14 protein-coding genes are annotated in these 20,633 nt (G+C 41.2%); 3 read left to right on the plus strand and 11 right to left on the minus strand.

Features of this window, described 5'->3' with window-relative positions; all coding sequences use genetic code 11:
• Positions 1-287: 287 nt before the first annotated feature.
• Positions 288-1,124: a 4-hydroxy-tetrahydrodipicolinate reductase gene (gene dapB, locus RMZ42_RS22610; RefSeq protein ID WP_322673519.1), complete on the plus strand. Its 837-nt coding sequence runs from the start codon at positions 288-290 to the stop codon at positions 1,122-1,124.
• Between the two features lie 32 nt (positions 1,125-1,156).
• Entirely contained in the window at positions 1,157-1,843 is a 687-nt protein-coding gene (locus tag RMZ42_RS22615; RefSeq protein ID WP_322673520.1) for a phosphate ABC transporter permease, read from the plus strand.
• 184 nt (positions 1,844-2,027) lie between these two features.
• Here RMZ42_RS22615 and RMZ42_RS22620 read toward each other — a convergent pair whose 3' ends face one another.
• The 6 genes from RMZ42_RS22620 to RMZ42_RS22645 form a co-directional block, all read right to left on the minus strand.
• On the minus strand, positions 2,028-3,443 hold the full coding sequence (locus RMZ42_RS22620) for a right-handed parallel beta-helix repeat-containing protein (protein WP_322673521.1): 1,416 nt from the start codon (positions 3,441-3,443) through the stop codon (positions 2,028-2,030).
• A gap of 104 nt (positions 3,444-3,547) precedes the next feature.
• A complete protein-coding gene (locus tag RMZ42_RS22625; protein ID WP_322673522.1) occupies positions 3,548-4,177 on the minus strand; it encodes a precorrin-8X methylmutase in 630 nt (209 codons plus the stop codon).
• 109 nt (positions 4,178-4,286) lie between these two features.
• Entirely contained in the window at positions 4,287-5,096 is an 810-nt protein-coding gene (locus tag RMZ42_RS22630; protein ID WP_322673523.1) for a TPM domain-containing protein, read from the minus strand.
• A 349-nt stretch (positions 5,097-5,445) separates the two neighbouring features.
• A complete protein-coding gene (locus RMZ42_RS22635; protein WP_322673524.1) occupies positions 5,446-5,985 on the minus strand; it encodes a DUF948 domain-containing protein in 540 nt (179 codons plus the stop codon).
• Between the two features lie 11 nt (positions 5,986-5,996).
• The gene (locus RMZ42_RS22640; protein ID WP_099101749.1) at positions 5,997-6,347 is read right to left on the minus strand and encodes a YtxH domain-containing protein; all 351 of its coding nucleotides are present in this window, start codon (positions 6,345-6,347) and stop codon (positions 5,997-5,999) included.
• A 324-nt stretch (positions 6,348-6,671) separates the two neighbouring features.
• Positions 6,672-7,007: a hypothetical protein gene (locus tag RMZ42_RS22645; protein WP_322673525.1), complete on the minus strand. Its 336-nt coding sequence runs from the start codon at positions 7,005-7,007 to the stop codon at positions 6,672-6,674.
• Between the two features lie 772 nt (positions 7,008-7,779).
• Between RMZ42_RS22645 and RMZ42_RS22650 the strand changes: the two genes are divergently transcribed.
• Positions 7,780-8,772, plus strand: coding sequence for a metal ABC transporter solute-binding protein, Zn/Mn family (locus RMZ42_RS22650; RefSeq protein ID WP_322673526.1), 993 nt, complete (start codon positions 7,780-7,782; stop codon positions 8,770-8,772).
• A gap of 162 nt (positions 8,773-8,934) precedes the next feature.
• On the opposite strand, the gene RMZ42_RS22655 is transcribed toward RMZ42_RS22650, so the two are convergent.
• The 5 genes from RMZ42_RS22655 to RMZ42_RS22675 form a co-directional block, all read right to left on the minus strand.
• A complete protein-coding gene (locus RMZ42_RS22655; RefSeq protein ID WP_322673553.1) occupies positions 8,935-9,432 on the minus strand; it encodes a DUF427 domain-containing protein in 498 nt (165 codons plus the stop codon).
• A gap of 109 nt (positions 9,433-9,541) precedes the next feature.
• Complete coding sequence (locus RMZ42_RS22660) at positions 9,542-11,125, minus strand: HlyD family efflux transporter periplasmic adaptor subunit (protein WP_322673527.1); 1,584 nt, start codon at positions 11,123-11,125, stop codon at positions 9,542-9,544.
• Positions 11,126-11,212: 87 nt separating this feature from the next.
• Entirely contained in the window at positions 11,213-14,224 is a 3,012-nt protein-coding gene (locus RMZ42_RS22665; RefSeq protein ID WP_322673528.1) for a peptidase domain-containing ABC transporter, read from the minus strand.
• Between the two features lie 809 nt (positions 14,225-15,033).
• On the minus strand, positions 15,034-17,499 hold the full coding sequence (locus RMZ42_RS22670; protein WP_322673529.1) for a putative Ig domain-containing protein: 2,466 nt from the start codon (positions 17,497-17,499) through the stop codon (positions 15,034-15,036).
• A gap of 542 nt (positions 17,500-18,041) precedes the next feature.
• Positions 18,042-20,480: a beta-propeller fold lactonase family protein gene (locus RMZ42_RS22675; protein WP_322673530.1), complete on the minus strand. Its 2,439-nt coding sequence runs from the start codon at positions 20,478-20,480 to the stop codon at positions 18,042-18,044.
• Between the last annotated feature and the right edge of the window lie 153 nt (positions 20,481-20,633).

Below are 20,633 nucleotides of genomic sequence, written 5' to 3' on the forward strand. Positions count from 1 at the left end.
AATAAATATAACAATAATATTACAAATGGTCAATTAGACTTGACAAACAAAGGCTAATATAATTTATAAGGAATACTTATCAAAACAGTACGATCGGCAAATAAAACGGGTTACTGGGTGGATAGTGCAATGAAAGCGAGAACCGATGTTTTGGGGAGTAGAAAAACTAAGCGATTAGTTGCACAATTCAGGGTAGGTGGAATTAAGCCAGAGATTTGAGAAGCTAGCTACTAGATCGCGAAAGTCTTTACAATTCCTTTGTTGACTCAAAAAGTATTTCTCGACCTATGACGAATCAAGCTCCTATCCCGGTTATTGTCAACGGTGCTGCTGGCAAAATGGGCCGTGAAGTGGTTAAGGCGGTGGCACAAGCGCCTGATTTAAACCTAGTGGGTGCAATTGACTACAGTTTAGAACATCAAGATAAAGATGCCGGGGAGTTGGCGGGTTTAAGCGAACCTCTGGAAGTGCCAATTACCAATCAATTAGAACCGATGTTGGGATATGTGGCTGGTGACAGACAGTCTCCTCCAGGGGTGATTGTAGACTTTACCCATCCCGATTCAGTTTATGACAATATTCGCAGTGCGATCGCTTACGGTATTCGTCCTGTAGTCGGCACTACTGGGTTAAGTCCAGAACAAATTCAAGACTTGGCAGATTTTGCCGACAAAGCTAGCACTGGTTGTCTAATTATTCCTAATTTTTCCATTGGCATGGTACTGTTGCAACAAGCTGCGATCGCAGCCTCAAAATATTTTGACCATGTGGAAATTATCGAACTGCATCACAACCAAAAAGCTGATGCTCCGAGCGGTACTGCCATTCAAACAGCGCAGTTATTAGGAGAATTGGGTAAAACTTTTAATTCTGCTGTTGTAGAAGAAACGGAGAAATTACCAGGAGCCAGGGGTAGTATCGCAGATGAAGGAATTAGAATTCATAGCGTCCGCTTGCCGGGATTGATTGCCCACCAGGAGGTGATTTTTGGCGCAGCAGGACAGATTTATACTTTACGACATGATACGAGCGATCGCGCTTGTTATATGCCAGGAGTGCTACTAGCGATTCGCAAAGTCTTAGCGCTAAAGTCGTTAGTATATGGATTAGAAAAGATACTTTAAACTCACTATTGGGCATTCATTACTTAGCACTCATGTTAGTACCACTGACTCGCCAGAAATTTGAACAAGTTGTCCCCCTAATTGCCACTGGTTTGCAGTACAAGTACTACTGGGGGAAATTCTCAAATTTTTTGCAACGGCTGTTAATTTCTGTAGTTGCGGTAGTTGTTATTTTGCTTGTAACAGTTATTTTCAAGCTTGAGTTTGCTTCAATAGTATTTGTACTAGGGGTAATTAGCGCTTTTTTTTGGCTGTGGTATCCAGTGTTTCAAGCAAGTATGCGGAATTTACAATGCCGTCGTTATAAGTACGGCGGCTTTTTCCGTGGTCGAGTCCTAGATTGGTGGATTACAGACCAGTTGATAGGTAAAACCGAAACAGTCAACAACAAAGGCGAATTGGTGATTGTAGAAAACCGAGAAAAACAGATAAATTTAGAGGTAGGTGATGACACAGGATTTAGCATTGAGTTTGTAGCGCCATTACGTCCTGCCCACAAAGTTATTACTCGCGGTCAAATTGCAGAAATGGTAGTGATGTCAAATCGCCCAGATTTGAGCAGTATTGATGAATTTAGCGATATATACTTTCCCAATCGTGACCTGTGGGTTAGCGATTATCCTTATCTGCGTCGGGATTTCTTTAACGAAGTCGGTCGTCGCTTGCGTGAAGACCAACAACAAAAGCCGCGTCGGCGGCGTCGTAGAGTAGAGGATTGAAGAAGTGATTACTAGACGACCTACACCTTGCATCTATGTAGGGTTCAAATCATTTAATAATTACGAGATTACGAGCTAAATATCGCCAATATCTCGGCAGGTTGCTCTCAACCGCAAAAATTCTCAATGGTTGTCCAAGAGGTTAGAGCATTTAAATTCGGGATAAATCTTTCCTGCCTGATTGCTAACGAGAGCATCCCACTTTGATGAGTTTTCCTTGCAAGCGATAAGTCACTGTCCCACAGGCAAAACCTGCCGACTTAGATTCTACATAAGGCCGTGTCGGCGGATTTTGTCTATCTAACCGCGATTTCCAATTGCCAGATATTTTTTTTAGAGTGGGATACTTGCTTAAAAATTGTGAGCCTGCAACAATATCGTGAGGCCCTTTAACATTTATTTTAGAGCTATTCATGTAAATATTATAATCATAAACAGCGTTTTTATTTTTAGTCTTATTATTAATATTTTTTCCAGGGAAAGCATAAAGAATGTTCCTAAGAATTCTGACATCAGATGATGTATAAGCAAATATTTGCCCGCCATTAAGTTCTGGACTTTGATTATTTAAAACAGCTGTGTTATTTACAATATCAACATGCTCGCTTAAAAATGCATGAATACCCGATCCACCATTATTAAATGCAAGATTATTTTGAACTAAAGTGTATCCTTTATATGCATCCAATTTGGAGTTATTTTGATCGTTTCTAGAACTATCGATAATAATACCATTACCGTCTGTGATCTTTCCGACTGCAATCCAAGGGATGTACATACGATTGTTGTAGGTTTTGTTGTTAGTAACAAACATCTTGTATCCCCGCTTATTGTCAGAGTTCCAACTATTCAAAATTGAAATGCCACTGTTACCATAAACGCTATACCAGGCATTATCGAACACTTCGTTATTATCTATTGTCACATAGTCCGATTGAATAGCGGAAATGCCTGCTCCTCCACACTTATGTACTTTGTTGTTGACAATACGTATATGGTGACTATGACCATTTGTTCGTCCATCCACACTGATGCAGTTTCCATTTGTTAGCGGGTTTTGTTTGTTAGTCTTCTGACTCATCGCATAATCAAGGGTTATATTGGCATTATTTCCTATTACCTCCAGCCCATTTATCTCGATATATGAAGCTCCATTTGAAATCGAGATACCGTTCCATGTATTGTGCTGAATTTTTGGGAAATGACCGGGATATGCTTTATACTTAATCCATGCATTTGCAGTTCCAGAACGTCTAATACTTACTGCACTACCAGCTTTTCTTAAATTTGTGTACACTCCGTTCATAATCAATACTGTATCGCCAGGGTTAGTCAGATTTGCTGCCTTTTGAATTGTTCTAAAGGCGGATGAAATAGAGAGTCCGCTATTTGTGTCATTTCCAACACCACTAACATAGTATGTTTTTGGAGTTGCCCTAATACTGATTAGCTGACGGTTGGATAAAATAATTTCCTTGTTAGTAGATACCTGACGAACGTTTTTAACTAAAGATACTTTTATTCCCTCTCCATCAGCCAAAAGACTTAATACCACAGGAATTGTAAGATATGCACTTAAATTGAAACCTTGAATTACCACAAGAAAAGGCTCCTTGAACGGCACGACTTCAGAAAAATATCAGGATATTCAATGATTGATGAATACTCTTTTGGATACAAAATATAATAATAGAGTCGACTTTCCTAGCTCCCCCGATTTCCATCTTGTCCATAAGCTTGCCAAGCTAAGTCTACCAACCCATCAACGATCGCAGCTGCTACAACTGCATTTCCTTTGCGGCCGTCAATTATAATGTGAGGTACTAGAGAGTCTTGTAAACGCTCCTTAGCTTCATCAACATTTACAAATCCCACTGGAGTTGCGATCGTTAAAGCAGGTCTAATTTCCTCAAGTTCAATTAAATCCAGCAGTGCAGTCAGGGCCGTTTGTGCTTGACCCACCACAAAAATTCCCTCTGGATAACGCTTTGCTAAGGTTTCTATTCCCCACGCTGCGCGAGTCTTTTCTTTTTGAGGGCGTGTGAGAGCTTCCATGCTGCAATACACTGGATTCGCAAAGGTATTTTGAATATCGTAGGCAATACCTACTTGTACCATCGGGACATCTACCACAATCGTGGTACGTGCGGCTAGCGCTGCTGCTCCAGCTTGCAAGGCACGCTCAGAAAAGCGAATCAAAGACTTATACTCAAAGTCAGCCGTGGCGTAGATTACCCGACGCACAATCTCATACTCTGCGGGTGAAAAGACATGATCGCCAATTTCACTATCAATGATTGCTAAACTTTGAGCATCAGTTACGTGCCATTCCATTTTTGTTGAGCTTCTCAAATATTAGCTTTCAGCTTATCAGCTTCAGAGAGTTAAGAGTTAGGAGTTAAGAGTTATAAGTTAATTAAACTACTCATTCCTAACTACTCACTCATAACTCATTACTAGAAGAAGACCGGCTGAAAATAGGAGATAGGTAGGCAACCAAGACGCCAATGAGAAACCCAGAGATATTGCGAACTAAAGGCAACCAGTCGCTTGTACGTGTCACAACTGGCCCAATGCCGAAGGCAATAAACAAGATTCCCCATAAAGGTGAGAAAATTAAAGCCCATTGCCAAGCAAAAACTTGTCCTTTTTGGCGGGGTTGAGCTGCAAACCCACAAATCACCCCACCAATAACTGAGGTAATCAAGGTGAGAATCCACTGCTCTCGTGGTAATCCGGGGACAACATTGCAACCCCCTTTGAGCAAACAGCCTTTAACCGATTCTAAGGCTTGGAGAATGGCTTGGTCTTCGCCTTGCTCGCGGACAAAATACAAATTACCGAAGCGAGTTTGCAGTTCTATCCAAAAAGTCCGGGGTAAAAGTTTATAAACAGCATCGCCGACGCTAAAACTGAGGATGTTACCGCCGCGAGAATCGGCAACGAGTAGAATACTTTTGTCATCCAAACCCCAATATTTGATCACCGCGCGACCTGGGGTGCGGTCATATTGGGTTAAGACTCGCAATTTCCAGCCCGTGTCGGCTTCAAACTGCTCTAAATCTTTGACAAGCTTTTCTTCTTGCAGTACAGGCAGAGATTTAGCTAAATCTACAACTGGGGTAAAGGTGTCAGGAAGTAACTCAGGATTGTCATAAGCCAATGCTGGGGGAGAATGCATCACCCAAATTGACCCAGCCAGGAAAAATACTGCAATAGATACTAGAATTCGTCGCCAAAAACAAGATTGCATGGACGTTTTTATACAAATATTAACGGTAAAAGCGAACAAGTTGTTTTAAAAGAGTACTAGAAAAATGATAGTCCTTTACACTTGTTTACTTTACTCTAATCTAGGGGATCAAAGCAAAAGGTTTTTGAGTATTGGGCATGGGGCAGGAAACGTAGATTCGGTTAACCGTTCGCGTAGTGTCCCTGTAGGGAAGAGCAACCCAACAAAACAATGTCAATGTTGGGTTGAGGAACAAAACCCAACCTACAATTAAGTCTAATTTGGGGTTTGAAAACACGCTCTAGGGACTAGGAAAAAGTTTTCAAATACCAATGCCCAATGCCCTATGCCCTATGCCCTATGCCCTAATTCAATCTTCGTCATCAAAATTGTTTTCCCAGCTAGTGGCATCGTTATAACCGTCATTAGCGCGGTACACTTCTGCTTTGATTCGGCGATTTTCTTGCCTTAACACTTCTCGTTCTCGCAACGTTAGAGGTGGTTTTTCATTGGTTGGTAAGCGATCGCTCGTCCGCCTTACGGGTTTTTGGCGCGTGAAGTTTTTCCAAGCAGCTTTCGCGCCAATAAAAATGCTGCGCGTACCTACTTGCAGATTTTGAGCCTGTTTTCTTGCAGTATCAAGACTTTGGTCAACTTGCTTCGCGACTTGACTAGCACTTTTTACGCCCTCACTGACATCATCAGTTAAGTCAGTGATTTCTAAGCCAGTCACGCGGATAGCTTCTAGAGTGGGTGGTAACTCCCGCGAGAGAGTATCAAATAGCTTTTCTGCACTGCGAGCCGCGCGTGCTAACTCCTGCAAAGCCGGTATCGCCGCCACTAAAACCGCAGTCAAGCTTGTAGCGACTAAAAGTAAGGAAAGTCCCAACCAAAACAGGGGTTCAATCACGGTTATGTCATTTATGAGCGTTCTAATGGCTGGGGAAGCGAATCTGAGTCTTCAACAGATGTTTGTCGCTTCAAGACTTGGCTTTCTCGCTGGCTGGCATCTACACCTGCTGCGATCGCTTCCCGTAATCGATCTAAAGTCTCATCCCAGTTTCGCAGTGCACTAGCAGAGAGACGATCTGCCTGAATTTGCACACTCATTGATAAATCTTCTGCCAATTCTGGGATAGCATTAGCAGATTTTTTCAAAATTTTACGCGTTTCGCGCCCTGTGCGTGGAGCCACGAGTAAACCAGTCAAAGCACCGATTGTAGCTCCCAGCATCAAACCGCCAAAAAATACTCCAGAACGGTTATTAGACATGTTATTGTTTCTCTCCTTACACCCATTTTAGGTGGGTTTTCTCTCCTTGTAAGACTCAACCGATTTTATTCAGTTAATCTATGGTGACAAAATATCAGCCAGAAATGTTGCTTTTATTCATTAATATCAAAACTATTAATTACTTATAATTTAAAACTCCACACCACTTGCGGGATGGAGTTTTTGGGCATGGGGCATGGGGAAGAGTCTTCAATGCCCAATGCCCAATGCCCCAAGCGGCGGGGCGGCTATCCCTCTCCACGCCACTTGCGGGATAGAGTTTCCCGCCGCTTTCAATAAATGTTCGTGTGAACCTGACATAACTCATTTTGCAACTGTTCTTTTCCGAGATATTAACTCTAGCTTCAGAAAATAACGCTGCCAGATTTGCCGTCCTAGCAAAAGTAGACTGATAATTTGCCGCACTTGTTGAATTTGTATTTGTAGTGCTTGATTTCTCTGCCGTAAGTTATAAATATTCTGTTGGCTGAGATAAATATTTTCGGGTGCTTTATTCAGTGCTGCATTGGTACAACTTTCATAGGCGGTTAACCTATCTGCTATATATGCTAACTGCTGCTTAAGTTGCCACACCCGCCAAGCCACATAGAGTAGTACCAGTGAAATCAGGGTGTTAATTATGACAACTAAAATTACCATTGTTTATCTTGACCAATATTAGCTTTGAGGAATTGTTCTATATACTTGATTTCGCTCTTATTTAATGATGAAGAAACTAAAGGATAAAATTTATGGCACCAAGTACATCCTGAATTCTGGCAATAAAAAGTAGTTAGATGATGCTCTAAGCGATATTGAAAGACTTGACTACGTGAAAATTAGTGTAACAAAGGCTGATAGCTAAAAAATCGCCAATTTGCCAATTTTGTAACAATGATATGTCCACACCTCGCAAAACCACAGCTACAATTGCCTTAGATTCACAACTCGGTTTGCGAAATCAACCCGTATGCTCCATAAGCCCCATCATTACTACTTCCCACTCCTTAACCTGATAATCCTAGTCAATTTGCGAGCTTTGTGGGATGTAAGCACAATGGTATAGACCCTTCAACAGATGGTGAGAGAACTACACTACACTCCTTGGAGACTCCCCAGCATTGCCTTTATTATTGTGCTCCTACCTTTACCAGTTTTCCAGTCTGTCGTGTGCAGTTAACTAATATTTTGCCTGTAAAAACCTCACTAGTGGATCGCCAACCAAAAATTGCTGGGTGTGGACTTGGGAAACAGATAAGTGATAAAGGAGAAAGTCTATTAATTCCTCTTCCCTTAACCTTTACCCCTTTCTTTGCCGAAGGCTTTCCCCTCAGCCCTTAATCTCTTCCCCGCTGAAGACTTTCCCTTGGTATTTTACTAATACTTTACCAATAATGATTATCTTTTTTTATACATCCAGTAGGAGTTGAGGATGTCAAAAAAATCACCATTGAATAATTTCTTCCCAACTATTCTTGCTGCTTTGACAATTGGATTTGTTGGGTGTGGAAATCAAGCTGTAAGAACTACATTCACTCAGACTAACACCCAGATAAATGAGAATCTTCCCCAAGTTGTAGCGACTACAAGCGTACTGTGTGACTTAACCAGGCAGGTTGCTGGAAATACAGTTAACCTCACCTGCTTAATTTCCCCTTCTACCAACCCCCAATTTTATAAACCAAAACCGGAAGATCGTAAAGCCATTGAACAAGCTAATCTTATTCTTTATAATGGTTACAATTTGGAACCAAATCTGATCGAGTTAATTAAAGCGACTAAAAACCCTACACCAAAAATAGCCGTCGCTCAACTGGCAGTACCTAAGCCACAAAAATTTCAGGTAGATGGTAAGAATGTAAGCGATCCTCATATTTGGCACAATACCAAAAATGCTATCAGAATGGTGGAGGTAATTAATAGTAATTTGAGAAAATTACAATCTAGTGATGCAGAGGCTTATAGCAGTAATACTAAAAAAATTACCAATGAACTCACTCAACTAGATAGCTGGATTAAGTCAAGAATTGCCAGTATTCCTACCAAAGAACGTAAGTTGGTTACAACCTCTGATGCACTGAGTTATTACGCCAAAGCATACCGTATTTCATTGACAGGAGGATTGCAAAGTATTAGTACTAAAGAAAAGCTGACAACCGAACGAGTCAATAAGTTAGCTACAAACATCAAACGGGCTAAAGTATCAACAATTTTTGCTGAAGTGGAAATTAATCCTAATTTGATTCAATCTGTAGCCACAGAAGCTGAAGTGAACATTTCTGACAGAAAGCTGTATGCTGAGGGACTTGGTGAACCAGGAAGCGACGCAGACACTTATCAGAAAATGATGATTGCCAATACACGCACAATTGTGGAAGGATTAGGAGGCACGTATTTGATGTTTGAAAGAAAAGCTTCTAGGTAGCCAGAACATCAATTTAGTAATCCGAAAAACTCAGTTTATTAGTAGTAAGTTGGGTTGAACTGCCGTTCAACCCAACCTACATTGATAGATTTTATTATTTAAAATTTAAAATCGTTAGACTGAACCTCACGACAAGTCCAAAATCCAAAATCCAAAATTGACTCACCATCCCCAAGTACCAGGAGCGCCTTTAAATGGCCCAACAATATCACTGGTTATCCAACCGCCATAGAAGTTACCTGGTTGTGGTTGAACCTCTTCGTCATTAACGTAGCATTTATCCATTAAATGAGCATAAAAAGCTACATAGTCCTTCATAGATTCAAAGGCTGGTGTGGGTTTGGGGTAGAACCAAGCAGCATTATGGACTTGTTTATCACCAACTCGGATTGTGTAGTAACCAGCACTTCCTTTCCACTCACAAAAGCTAGATTGCGGAGTCATCTGTAGATATTCCATTTTGATATCCGCTGGGGGAATGTAGTAAGAAGGAGGATGACTAGTTTCTAAAACACGTTTGGCGCTGTGAGTATCTACAATTACTACTCCATTAAAGATTATTTGGATATGTTTGGTTGTGTCCTCCAAAAGAGGAGGACGGGGGTAATCCCAAACTGATTCTTGTCCGGGAGCGGGTTCGATGCGTTGAAAATTAACCATCATCAAGAGTATTGAGTGCTGAGAGAGGAAAAATTACTTAGTACTAATGTAGTTAGTAAAGCAGCAACTCTCCTTGTGAAGTCACTGCGATTTTTTAACTCAACCCTCTTCATCGTACCTGTTTAAGAGCATCAACTTGCTTGGTAAACATTTCAGTGAATAAACTAAGCACAGTCCGTTCTTCGCGCACTTTTATATTGGCACTGATAGACATACCTGATTGCAAGTTAACTTTTTTATCCTTAATCACTAGGGATTGTTTGTCTAATGAGACTTTTGCCGGAAACCTGTAAAACTGATGGGTTTGGTCTGGCGGTAATGCGTCTGAAGCTATCTCAGTCACTTTTCCCTTAATATCGCCAAACTCGCTGTAAGGAAAGGAGTCAATTCTGACATCTACTTTCATACCTTTTCGCACAAATCCAATATCTTTGTTAGTGATAAAAACTTCAGCAATATAGTTTTCTTTGGGGACAATTTGCAACAGTTTTGTAGTTGGAGTTGCGACAAATCCGGGATTTTTTGCTTGCAAATCGAAAATTGTTCCAGCTACAGGTGCGCGGAGTTCTTGATATTTAACGTTTAACTGTGATTGAGATATTTTACTATTGACATCTGCCAAACGCTGCTCATTTTCCAGCACAACTTTCATGAATTGGCTATCGATTGTAGCAATCTGCTGTTTGTTCTGGGCTATCTTATCCAAAATGTTTTTATCAGAAACAGCCACCGTATTGCTTAACTCTTGTTGTCCTTTTTCTATATCAAACTGAAGGCGTTTTAGTTCTTCACCTAGTTGCGCTACTTCTGCCGTGCGGTTTTGAACTTCTTGTTGCTGATTGAGATACTGAAGTTGAGAAATTCCACCTTCTTCTGCTAATATCTTCAGCTTATTTAAAATCCCCTCTTGAATGGCTAAACTTGATTTACTATCTTCCAGCTTAATTTGATTTTGAAGCAGTTGTTTTTTTGTCTTTTCTACTTCTAATCGCGCTGCGGAAGACCGAGAGTCTAATTCTTGTTTGGCAACTCGTAGAAGTTGTTGTTCATCAATCCCTACTCTAGAATCTTGACCAGAATTTTTTAATTGAGTGCGGAATAATTCATTTTCTGCTACTAATGCTGCCCGACTTTTCAACAGAAAAGCAGTTTCTTGTGGCAAGTTACTGCGCAAATATAACATTTCCGAGCCATTGGCAGTACTTGCATTCATCAATCGCCGATAAATTTGATTTTCTTTCATTAATGCAAGGCGAATTTTATTCAAAGAATTTAATTCGGCAACAGAGGCTATGGAATCAAAAGTTAGCAGTAAATCACCTGGCTTCACTTCTTGTCCATCTTTTACATTAACTGTTTTCACCACTCCACTCACAGGAGCTTGAACTTCTTTGACTGTTCCTTGGGGTTTTAATTGCCCGGTTGCTGGCACTACTTGCTCAATTTTTGCAAAATAAGTCCAACCAATACCAAAGCAGGCTAGCCCCACTAGTGTAATCATGATTGTACGCGACCAAATGGGAGATTGGCGCAAGACAATAGATTGCTCAAATTCCAGATTGTTTAAGCTAGTTAAAGACTCTTGAGCAGCTTTTTGTTGTTTTGTCAGTATCTGTGAATCGTGCTTCACTCCATTTTTGTGATTGCCGTTTTTGTGATTGCCGTTGAGGTGATTCCCATTAAGTTGAGTCATAACGATTTTGGGTTTTGGATTTTGAATTTTTTGTGGGTTGGGCAATGTTTCCCGATGCCAAAAACCTTTGCCCTCAAGAATGACTAATTACAAGTTTACATCTTGTTGCTGATACAGGTAATAATAATGACCCTTAGTAGCCATTAATTCTTGATGGCTACCTTGTTCTATAACTCTGCTATTATCCATCACAACAATCATATCTGCATTACTGACAGTATTCAGTCGGTGGGTAATAAAAAATACTGTATCACCCTTGAATGCTTTGGCTAAGTTGAGACATATTTGCCGTTCTGTGGGATAATCTAATGCACTAGTTGCCTCATCTAAAACTAATAATTTTGGTCGTTGTAAAACTGAACGAGCGATCGCAATTCTTTGTCGTTGTCCACCTGAAAGTGCAGAACCCCGTTCTCCCACCCGCGTGTTGTAACCGTTTGGTAAGTTCATGATAAACTCGTGGGCGCACGCAACCTGAGCCGCTTCGATAATTTCTTCGGTTGTGGCATCGGGATTAGTTAGGGCAATATTTTCCTGAACGCTGCCGTCAAACAATAATGTCTCTTGAGGAACTACACCAATTTGTCGTCGCAACGAATAAAGTTCCACTTTGGCGATATCATAACCATCAATCAAAATTCTGCCGGACTCCGTTTCGTAAAGTCTCAGCAGTAATTTCATCATCGTACTTTTACCAGACCCACTTTGCCCGACAATGCCGATAAATTTACCTGGCTCAAATTCCAGGTTGACGTTAGAAAGTTGTAGAGGGCCGCTTGTGCCAAACCGGAAGGAAACATTTTCATATTTCACTGCTCCCTTAATCGTAGGTAAGGGTATATTGTAGCGGTCTGTTTCTCCTTCTTGTGGGGTATCGACAATATCGCTTAAACGCTCTAGAGACAAGGCTGTTTCTTGGAAGCTTTGCCAGAGTTGAGCTAAACGTAATATTGGGCTGGTGACATAACCCGATATAATCCTAAAGGCAATTAATTCGCCTAAAGTTAATTCTTGTTGCAGTACTAAATAAGCTCCTACCCACAAAACTAGTAAGCTGCTGAGTTTGTTGAGAAAGTTGCTGGTAGAGTTAGCGAGGGTAGAAGTAACAACGGTTTTAAAACCAGCAGCGACAAACCGGGCGTAACGTTCTTGCCAGGAAAAGCGCGATCGCAATTCGATATTTTGTGCTTTTACTGTTTGAATTCCTGACATCACCTCCACTAGATAAGATTGAGTTTCGGCGTTGCGTTCGGCTTTACCACGTAACTGTCTGCTAATGGTGGGAGAAGCAACTAAAGTGATAATCACAAATATTGGAATTGTGCTTAAGCCTACTAAGGTGAGTTGCCAACTGTAAATCAGCATTACACCGATATAGACCAGCGAAAACAAAGCATCTAATCCGACTGTTAAAGCAGTACCAGTCAAGAATTGGCGGATATTTTCTAGTTCGTTGATGCGAGTGGAAAGTTCACCCACCGGTCGGCGTTCAAAGTAGCGCAGTGGTAAACGTAGTAAGTGGTCAATAATTTGCGACCCTAAACCCATATCGATCCGGTTAGTGGTATCGACAAATAAGTAGGTTCGTAAGGTAGTCAATACTGCTTCAAATAGCCCGACAACTAAGAGCAAAACCCCCAAAATATGTAGTGTACCAATACTATTTTGAGTGATAACTTTGTCGATAATTAACTGAACGACTAAAGGATTTGCCAACGCTGCCAACTGCACGAAAAAAGAAGCGATAAAGACCTCTATTAGGACTCGACGGTGCTTTGACAAGTAGGGTAGAAACCACCGTAAACTAAAACGTTCTTGGGGTGTTTGGTTGGTCGCAGTCAGCAGTAATACCCGAACTTTGGGCGGAAAGTCAGTTGGATCGACATCTAATTGTTCAACCAATTGAGCGGGTTTGCAGCGCACAATTCCTTTGGATGGAACACCCACAACCACGGTATTGGCATCTACTTGATATAAAACGGCAAAATTATCACCGTAGCGAATCAGCGCAGGTGTCGGAATGCGCGTGACTGAAGCGACTGGTAACTCTATCAACTGCGCCTTCAGTCCAATTAACTCTGCCAGGTAAGCAGTAACTTGAAACGATATAGTCCCTTGACGTTTGATTTGCTCAGTTAAGATGCGGCGAACCACCTCTCGACGAAACGGCATTTCTAGGTGCTTCGCGATCATTTGGAAGCAGGCGAAGGCTGAATTTAGTTCTCCTTTACCGCCAAAAAATGGATATTTTTGTTTTGACGCATTCTTTGAGTTTTGGGGGGCTGGCTGTGGAACTATTTCGTCTGATGCGTAGGGAATAATATCTAAGTCGTCAGCGCTATCTCTATCTACTCTGGTTTCAGTTATTGCAAGTTCTATCTCATGACTATCTTCTAAGATCAAATCTGACGGATGTATACCAAGCAAGCGTGCGGGGTTTTGACCGATGACCTGAATTTTATCTCTGTCATCGTCTGGTTCTAGGCGATCGCCAGGTGAAAAATTCGTGACTGTACCACCGCCACTCACAAACCAAACGCTTTTGCTATCCAGTTGGTTAAATGGAGTTTTTCCTGAAGGTAGATAATATATTTTCGCTTGGGGTAAGGCTTTTTCTGCCAATTCTCTGAAATTTAAAGTGGCGATCGCTTGCTTTTGCCAATAGGAAGCGAGAATATCGAAAACTTCTACCAAATAAATGCGGTTCTTCCGAGCTTCCGCAAAAGCTGGGTATGAAGCCAGAAAGCTAAAATATGCCGATGCACTCAAGGTTAAACATACTACTTCGGTAGAAGCGATCGCTGTTTCACAGGCGACATCGCGTAACAAACCAATTTCACCGATAATTTCCCCCGGTTGTAGTAATTTTAGGGTGATTGGCAATTGCGTCTGGGGATCGTATCCCAACAGCCGCACTTGTCCCTCATAAATGATGGTGATGTTTTCCGGGAGACTTTCTTTACCGATGATTTTCTGGCCTATGCGATAGCGCCAGGCTTGCAGTTGTTCTGATAAATTAGCGATCGCTCCATCTGGCAATTTCTCAAACCCTTCTAGGGTGGTGAGAAATTCGGGAAAAGTGTTCTTAATATAAGTCATATAAAACAAGTTAAAGTGAGGAATTAAGTCGAAAATATTAGGGAGTATCTCTTTTACTAACAGTGGCAGTGTTTGGTTTTATGCCAGCAGTGACAAGACTTCTGTGGAATTCAGGTGTTTAAATGTGTAAAAGCACAGAGGGCAAGTTCGTCTAATTGCAGACCTGTATTTATATCACACGGGGACGATTGTTATGCGTTTTTCAAAATAAAGCATACTATAAATAGATCGAGGACAAGTTATCACTTGGTTAACGCTACATAATTTATACAAATAAAATCAATCTTTATTGCAACTATGCAAGATGGATACTTATCATCAAATCAAAATACATAAACGTGGTTGTTAAATTTAGCGCTGTATATTTCACTTTATGATAGTCAACATGAAAATATCACAGATGCTTTTCTAAGTAAATACCCTAATTAAGAATTATGTAATAAAAAAAACTTTAAATTTCTGAATTATTTTTTACAAATTCTCGAATACAGGGATTGACAATATCATTTATGGCGAAAAAACAGGAGTTTTCCTTGTTAAACATCACCTATACCTAATTATGAAATAATTCTCCATCACTTTTTTGCTAGCTTAATTTAATAAAAATTAACTTGAAAAGTAAAGCGGAAGATTTTTTCACCCTAGAGGAATCAACTATTAAATTTATGAAGGAAAGACAATAACTGCCTTCAGTAAATTTACTAGTTTAATTAATAGCGAGTCCATTTAATCACTACGCATAAAACAACCTCATCCCGGTTGCGGCATGAGGTTGTTTTATTTTTCTAAGTAATTACTCGCCTTCAATACTAGGCAAGATTGGCACTCAAATTGACCTGCACAATCACATCGTTGTAATCTTTGTCACCACCATTTGGTAAATCCTCAAAACCAAAGGTGTTATTTCCCAATAGTCGAATGTGATCTACCTTATCTGAATTAGCACCTAAAAATGTGAAGTAAACATTCTTATTGCTATTGCCATTGAGAATCGTATCGGGTCTGCCATCCACAATAATAAATGGTGCAAACAAAGAATTCGGCTCGAAAGTGCCAGTGTAATTTGCACTGCCTTGGTTGCCTACCGTCAAGTCAATGCCTGCAACACGCCCACGCACAGCAGCTTCGGCGTAGCCAGCCTGGCCAACGAGAATATCTGCCGTACCATCGCCATTGGTGTCAATACCACCATTTTCATCAGCCACCTGATAAAAGCCGACAAAGTTATTGTAAGATGCCTCTCTGTTGACTTGAAACTCAGCTGTTACCGATTGTGTCACACTCCGTAAATCAATCAGTTCGCCTTGATATTCGCCTTGCAGACCAGTACCTAAAGATACCTCTTGATTGGTTGGCTGAATATCCACTACCAAATTCTGAAAATTAAGAGAAAATCCTTGAGCTTCTATGTTGTTATTTGTACCTGAGGAAAAAAGCACACTTGAGAAGGGGGTTTTTCCAGACACTACAGCTTGAGTAGTACTGTTGGATACTAGATAAAATCTGAGTTTAGTATCAGAGTTGAATTCTAATATGTTTTTCAGGTCGGCGGGATTAAAACCATTAGGCAAATTGGCAAGAGTGGAGAAAACCACCTTTGAACGCAAAAGAGCCGCTTGTGTATAGCCTTCTGCACCAGGAGCTATGCCGTTAATCCTACCTTCTTCATCGTCAACAGTAAATACATTTAGTTCATTCACCTCTTTAGAGGTGTTGTTTTTAATCTTGACTGAGAGTTTTGCTTTATCATCTTTAATGTTCAGCTTAGTCTTGACACTAAAGATATCACCTGTAATTGTCACTACAGGAGTATTGTCAGCAACCGTAAGTTGAAACACATCACTGGCTTCCTCTCCAGCAATATCCTTAGCTGTGACTTTGATATTCAAACTACCTACGTCCTCATTCTCAGGAGTACCACTGAAGGTAAAGGTAGTAGGATTGAAGTTCAACCAAGTGGGTAGTAGCTCATCATTTTCCAGGGTTGCAGTGTAGGTGAGGATGTCTCCAGCATCCACATCGCTAAAGGTGTCAGCTGGGAGAGTGAAGTTGAAAAGTGTGTCTTCGGTAACTTGTTGGTCTGCAATTTCTTTTACTAAGACTGGAGGATCGTTGACATTATTAATCGTGATTTTAAACACATCACTGGCTTGCTCTCCTGCAAAATCTTGAGCGGTAACTTTGATGTTTATACTACCTACGTCTTGATTTTCAGGAGTGCCACTGAAAGTCCTAGTAGCAGCATCGAACTTCAACCCTGTCGGCAAAGGCGTATCGTCGGGCAGAGTTGCAGTGTAGGTAAGGGTATTTCCGACATCTGGGTCAGTAAAAGTGTCATCTGGTACAGTGAAGCTGAAGAGAATACCTTGAGTGGCTTGTTGGTCTACGATCGCCTTGGACAAGACTGGAGGAGTATCAACAGTGAGTTTAAACACATCACTGGCTGTTTCTCCACCAACATCCTTAGCGGTAACTTTGATGTTTAGACTACCTACGTCCCCATTATCGGGAGTACCACTGAAAGTCTTGGTAGCAGCATCGAACTTCAACCCTGTCGGCAAAGGCGTATCGTTGTCCAGAGTTGCAGTGTAGGTAAGGCTATCTCCGACATCTGGATCGGTGAAAATGTCATCTGGTACAGCGAAGCTGAAGAGAATACCTGGGGTGGCTTTTTGGTCTGCGATCGCCTTGGACAAGAGTGGAGCAGTTAGTACTGAAGCGTAAACTGCCATTACTTCTGGCTGAAATGCCAGAGTTGGAACAATTGTCCCCGTAGAAACTTCCAGTTCCCAGTCACCACCTAATGCAGTACTCCCCGTTAAGTTATCAGACGCCGCTACTACTGCACCTGTCAATTCACTCAGACGTTGTACAAATGCTTTACCTTGCTCTGTTTGCCCGACTTCGCAACCATACAACAGCAGTTGTGCATCTGCACTCAAAACATTTGCCCAGTCCATGAGTTGCCGAGCATAATGGTTAAGGGTTTGGTAGCTGAGTTGACTGTTCCCCAGATAAACTTGCCCTGGTGCGCCGTGAGAAACAATGTGTAGGCTGTTGATTTCCCGATGAGTTCCCAGCACTTGGCTAATTTGTTCAATGCCATTCTGGTCAGGGTCTAAGACTACAACAGAGGTGTTCGGCAATACACCTGCTACCAGACTTTGGTAGTTCTCAACCTGTGAGTCGATGAAAACTAAGTGAGTAGCAGGTATTGGCTCATACAAGTCTTGAGTTGATTGGGTAGCGATCGCCATCGAGATGGTGTCTGACATAATTACTCTTATTAATTAATAGTTTTTTCGTTGCAGCCGTTGTGTGCTATATCCTGGAAATCACGTAGAAGCAGGATTTTTTTGGCATAGCCAAGGAGTCAATTATTAAACTGATATAAGAATCATATTTGATATCTGAACAAGATTTTAGATAAAATCCTGATAAAACCGGCTTTTCAGTCTCAGGATGTTTTCAAAAATTAAATTGGAATCTTAATATAAATATAAAAAGCTAATGGTAAACTTCAGTAAATATACTGCCTAAACTTTCGGCTCGATATTACCATACCATCAATAATAATAAATGGCGCAAACAGAGAATCAGCTTTGAAAGTCGCGGTGTAATTAACTGTCTTTTGGTTATTCACCGTCAAAAAATGCCTGTAACACGCTGATGCACAGGTTTAGGACTGATGCAAAGGTTTTATTGGCGATCGCATTTATACATATATGATCCCATGTAATCGCCATGCAGAAAACAACCTCACCCCGCAACCGGGATGAGGTTGTATTATTTTTCTAAGTAATTACTCGCCTTCGAGCTAGGCAATATTGACACTCAAATTGATCTGCACAATCATATCGTTATAATCTTTATCACCACCATTGGCTAAATCTTCAAAACCAAAGGTGTTATTTCCCAACAGTCGAATGTGATCTACCTTATCTGAGTTAGCACCCAAAAATGAGAAGTAAATCTTCGGATCGTTATTGGCATTATTATCAAGAAACTTATCCGCTTTACCATTGATAATAATAAAGGGTGCAAATAGCGAATCAGTTCCGAAAGTGCTGGTAGATGTTGCCGAACCTTGATTGCTTACCGTCAAGTCAACGCCTGTAACACGTTTACGCACAGCGGCTTCGGCATAACCTGCTTGTCCAACGAGAATATCTGCTTTACCATCGCTATTGGTGTCAATGCCACCATTCTCATCAGCCACCTGATAAAAACCGACAAAGTTATTCAATGCAGCTTCTCTATAAACCTTAAAGTCAGCCTTTACCGATTGTCCTACACCCCGTAAATCAATCAGTTCGCCTTCCTTTTTGCCTTGCAAATTTGTACCCAAAGATATTTCTTGATTTGTTGCCTGAACCGTTACAGCGAAATCTTGGAAGTTGAGAGAAAACCCTTCCTCTTGTGTGTTGGTATTTGTGGCTGAGGAAAAAACGACACTTGAAAAAGAGGCTTTTCCAGACAGTACAGCCTGAGTAGTACTGTTGGATACGCTATAGAATCGGAGTTTGGTATCAGAGTCAAATTCTAAGACGTTATTCACATCGTCATGCTTGAAACCCTTGGGCATATTAGCAAGGGAGAAGAAAATCACCTTGGAGCGTAAAAGAGCAGCTTTTGTATAGCCTTCTGCACCAGGAGCTATGCCATCAATCTTACCTTCATCATCATCAACATTAAATACACACAGTTCATTCACCTGTTTAAAAGTGCTGGTTTTAATTTTGATGGAGATTTTTGCTTTATTGCCTTTAGTCTTCAGCTTAGTCTTGACACTAAAGATATCGCCTGTAATTAATGTGAATAGAGTAGTAGGAGTATTTTTATCGGCAACTCCAAGTGTAAATATATCACTAGCTTCCTCTCCAGCAATATCTTTAGCAGTGACTTTGATGTTTAGATTACCTACATCCTTTTTTGTCGGAGTCCCACTGAAGGTAAGGGTAGCAGGATCGAACTTTAACCAAGTAGGCAGTAGGTCATCATTTTCTAGAGTTGCAGTGTAAGTCAGGGTATCTTCAACATCTGCATCGCTAAAGGTGTCAACTGGAAGGGTGAAATTGAAGACACTATCTTCGGTGGTTTCTTGGTCAAGAATTTCATTTGCCACCTCTGGCGCATGATTGAAAGGCGTACTAAACAGCGCCACCGCCGAGTCATCATATCCAGCAGTATAAAGGTATTTGCCATCGGAGCTGAGAGTTACAGAAGCCGCACCACCAAGTCCATCGACACCATCTGTATCATCTTTTTGAACTTCAACAAAACTTAGTTTGCCTGTGGTTGTATCCCGTTCAAACACAGCTACGGCCGAGTCATCATATCCAGCAGCATAGAGGTATTTTCCATCGGGGCTGACTGTGACAGAATAGATACCACCAAGCCCATCGACACTACTGATACCATCTTTTTGAACTTCCACAAAACTCAGTTTGCCTGTGGTTGTATCCCGCTCAAACACAGCTACAGCCGAGTCATCATATCCAGCAGCATAGAGGAATTTTCCATCGGGGCTGACTGTGAGGAATTCAGCACCACCAAGTCCATCGACACCATTTGTATCATCTTGTTGAACTTCTACAAAACTTAGTGCGCCTGTGGTTGTATCCCGCTCAAACACAGCTACAGCCGAGTCATCATATCCAGCAGCATAGAGGAATTTTCCATCGGGGCTGACTGTGAGGAATTCAGCACCACCAAGTCCATCGACACCATTTGTATCATCTTGTTGAACTTCTACAAAACTTAGTGCGCCTGTGGTTGTATCCCGCTCAAACACAGCTACAGCCGAGTCATCATATCCAGCAGCATAGAGGAATTTTCCATCGGGGCTGACTGTGAGGAATTCAGCACCACCAAGTCCATCGACACCATTTGTATCATCTTGTTGAACTTCTACAAAACTTAGTGCGCCTGTGGTTGTATCCCGCTCAAACACAGCTACAGCCGAGTCATCATATCCAGCAGCATAGAGGAATTTTCCATCGGGGCTGACGGTGAGGGATTTAGCACCACCAAGCCCATCGACACCATTTGTATTATCTTTTTGAACTTCCACAAAACTTAGTTTGCCTGTGGTTGTATCCCGCTCAAATACCGCTACAGCCGAGCCACTATATCCAGATGCATAGAGGAATTTTCCATCGGGGCTGACGGTGAGGGATTTAGCACCACCAAGCCCATCGACACCATTTGTATTATCTTTTTGAACTTCTACAAAATTCAAGATTTTCTGCGTCATATTTCCCTTGAGATTGCAAAATAGTTTGTAAAAGTAATATTCTTTTCTAGTAAAAGAGAAGAATGTACTATATAGCTTATTGTCTGATTTTTATTCAAGCCTCAGTAGATATACTAAGTATTTTCCAGATTGCGACTGATGTCAGGGCTTGAA

Source organism: Nostoc sp. DedQUE05 (assembly GCF_034530955.1).
In the GTDB taxonomy this organism is placed as follows: domain Bacteria; phylum Cyanobacteriota; class Cyanobacteriia; order Cyanobacteriales; family Nostocaceae; genus Nostoc.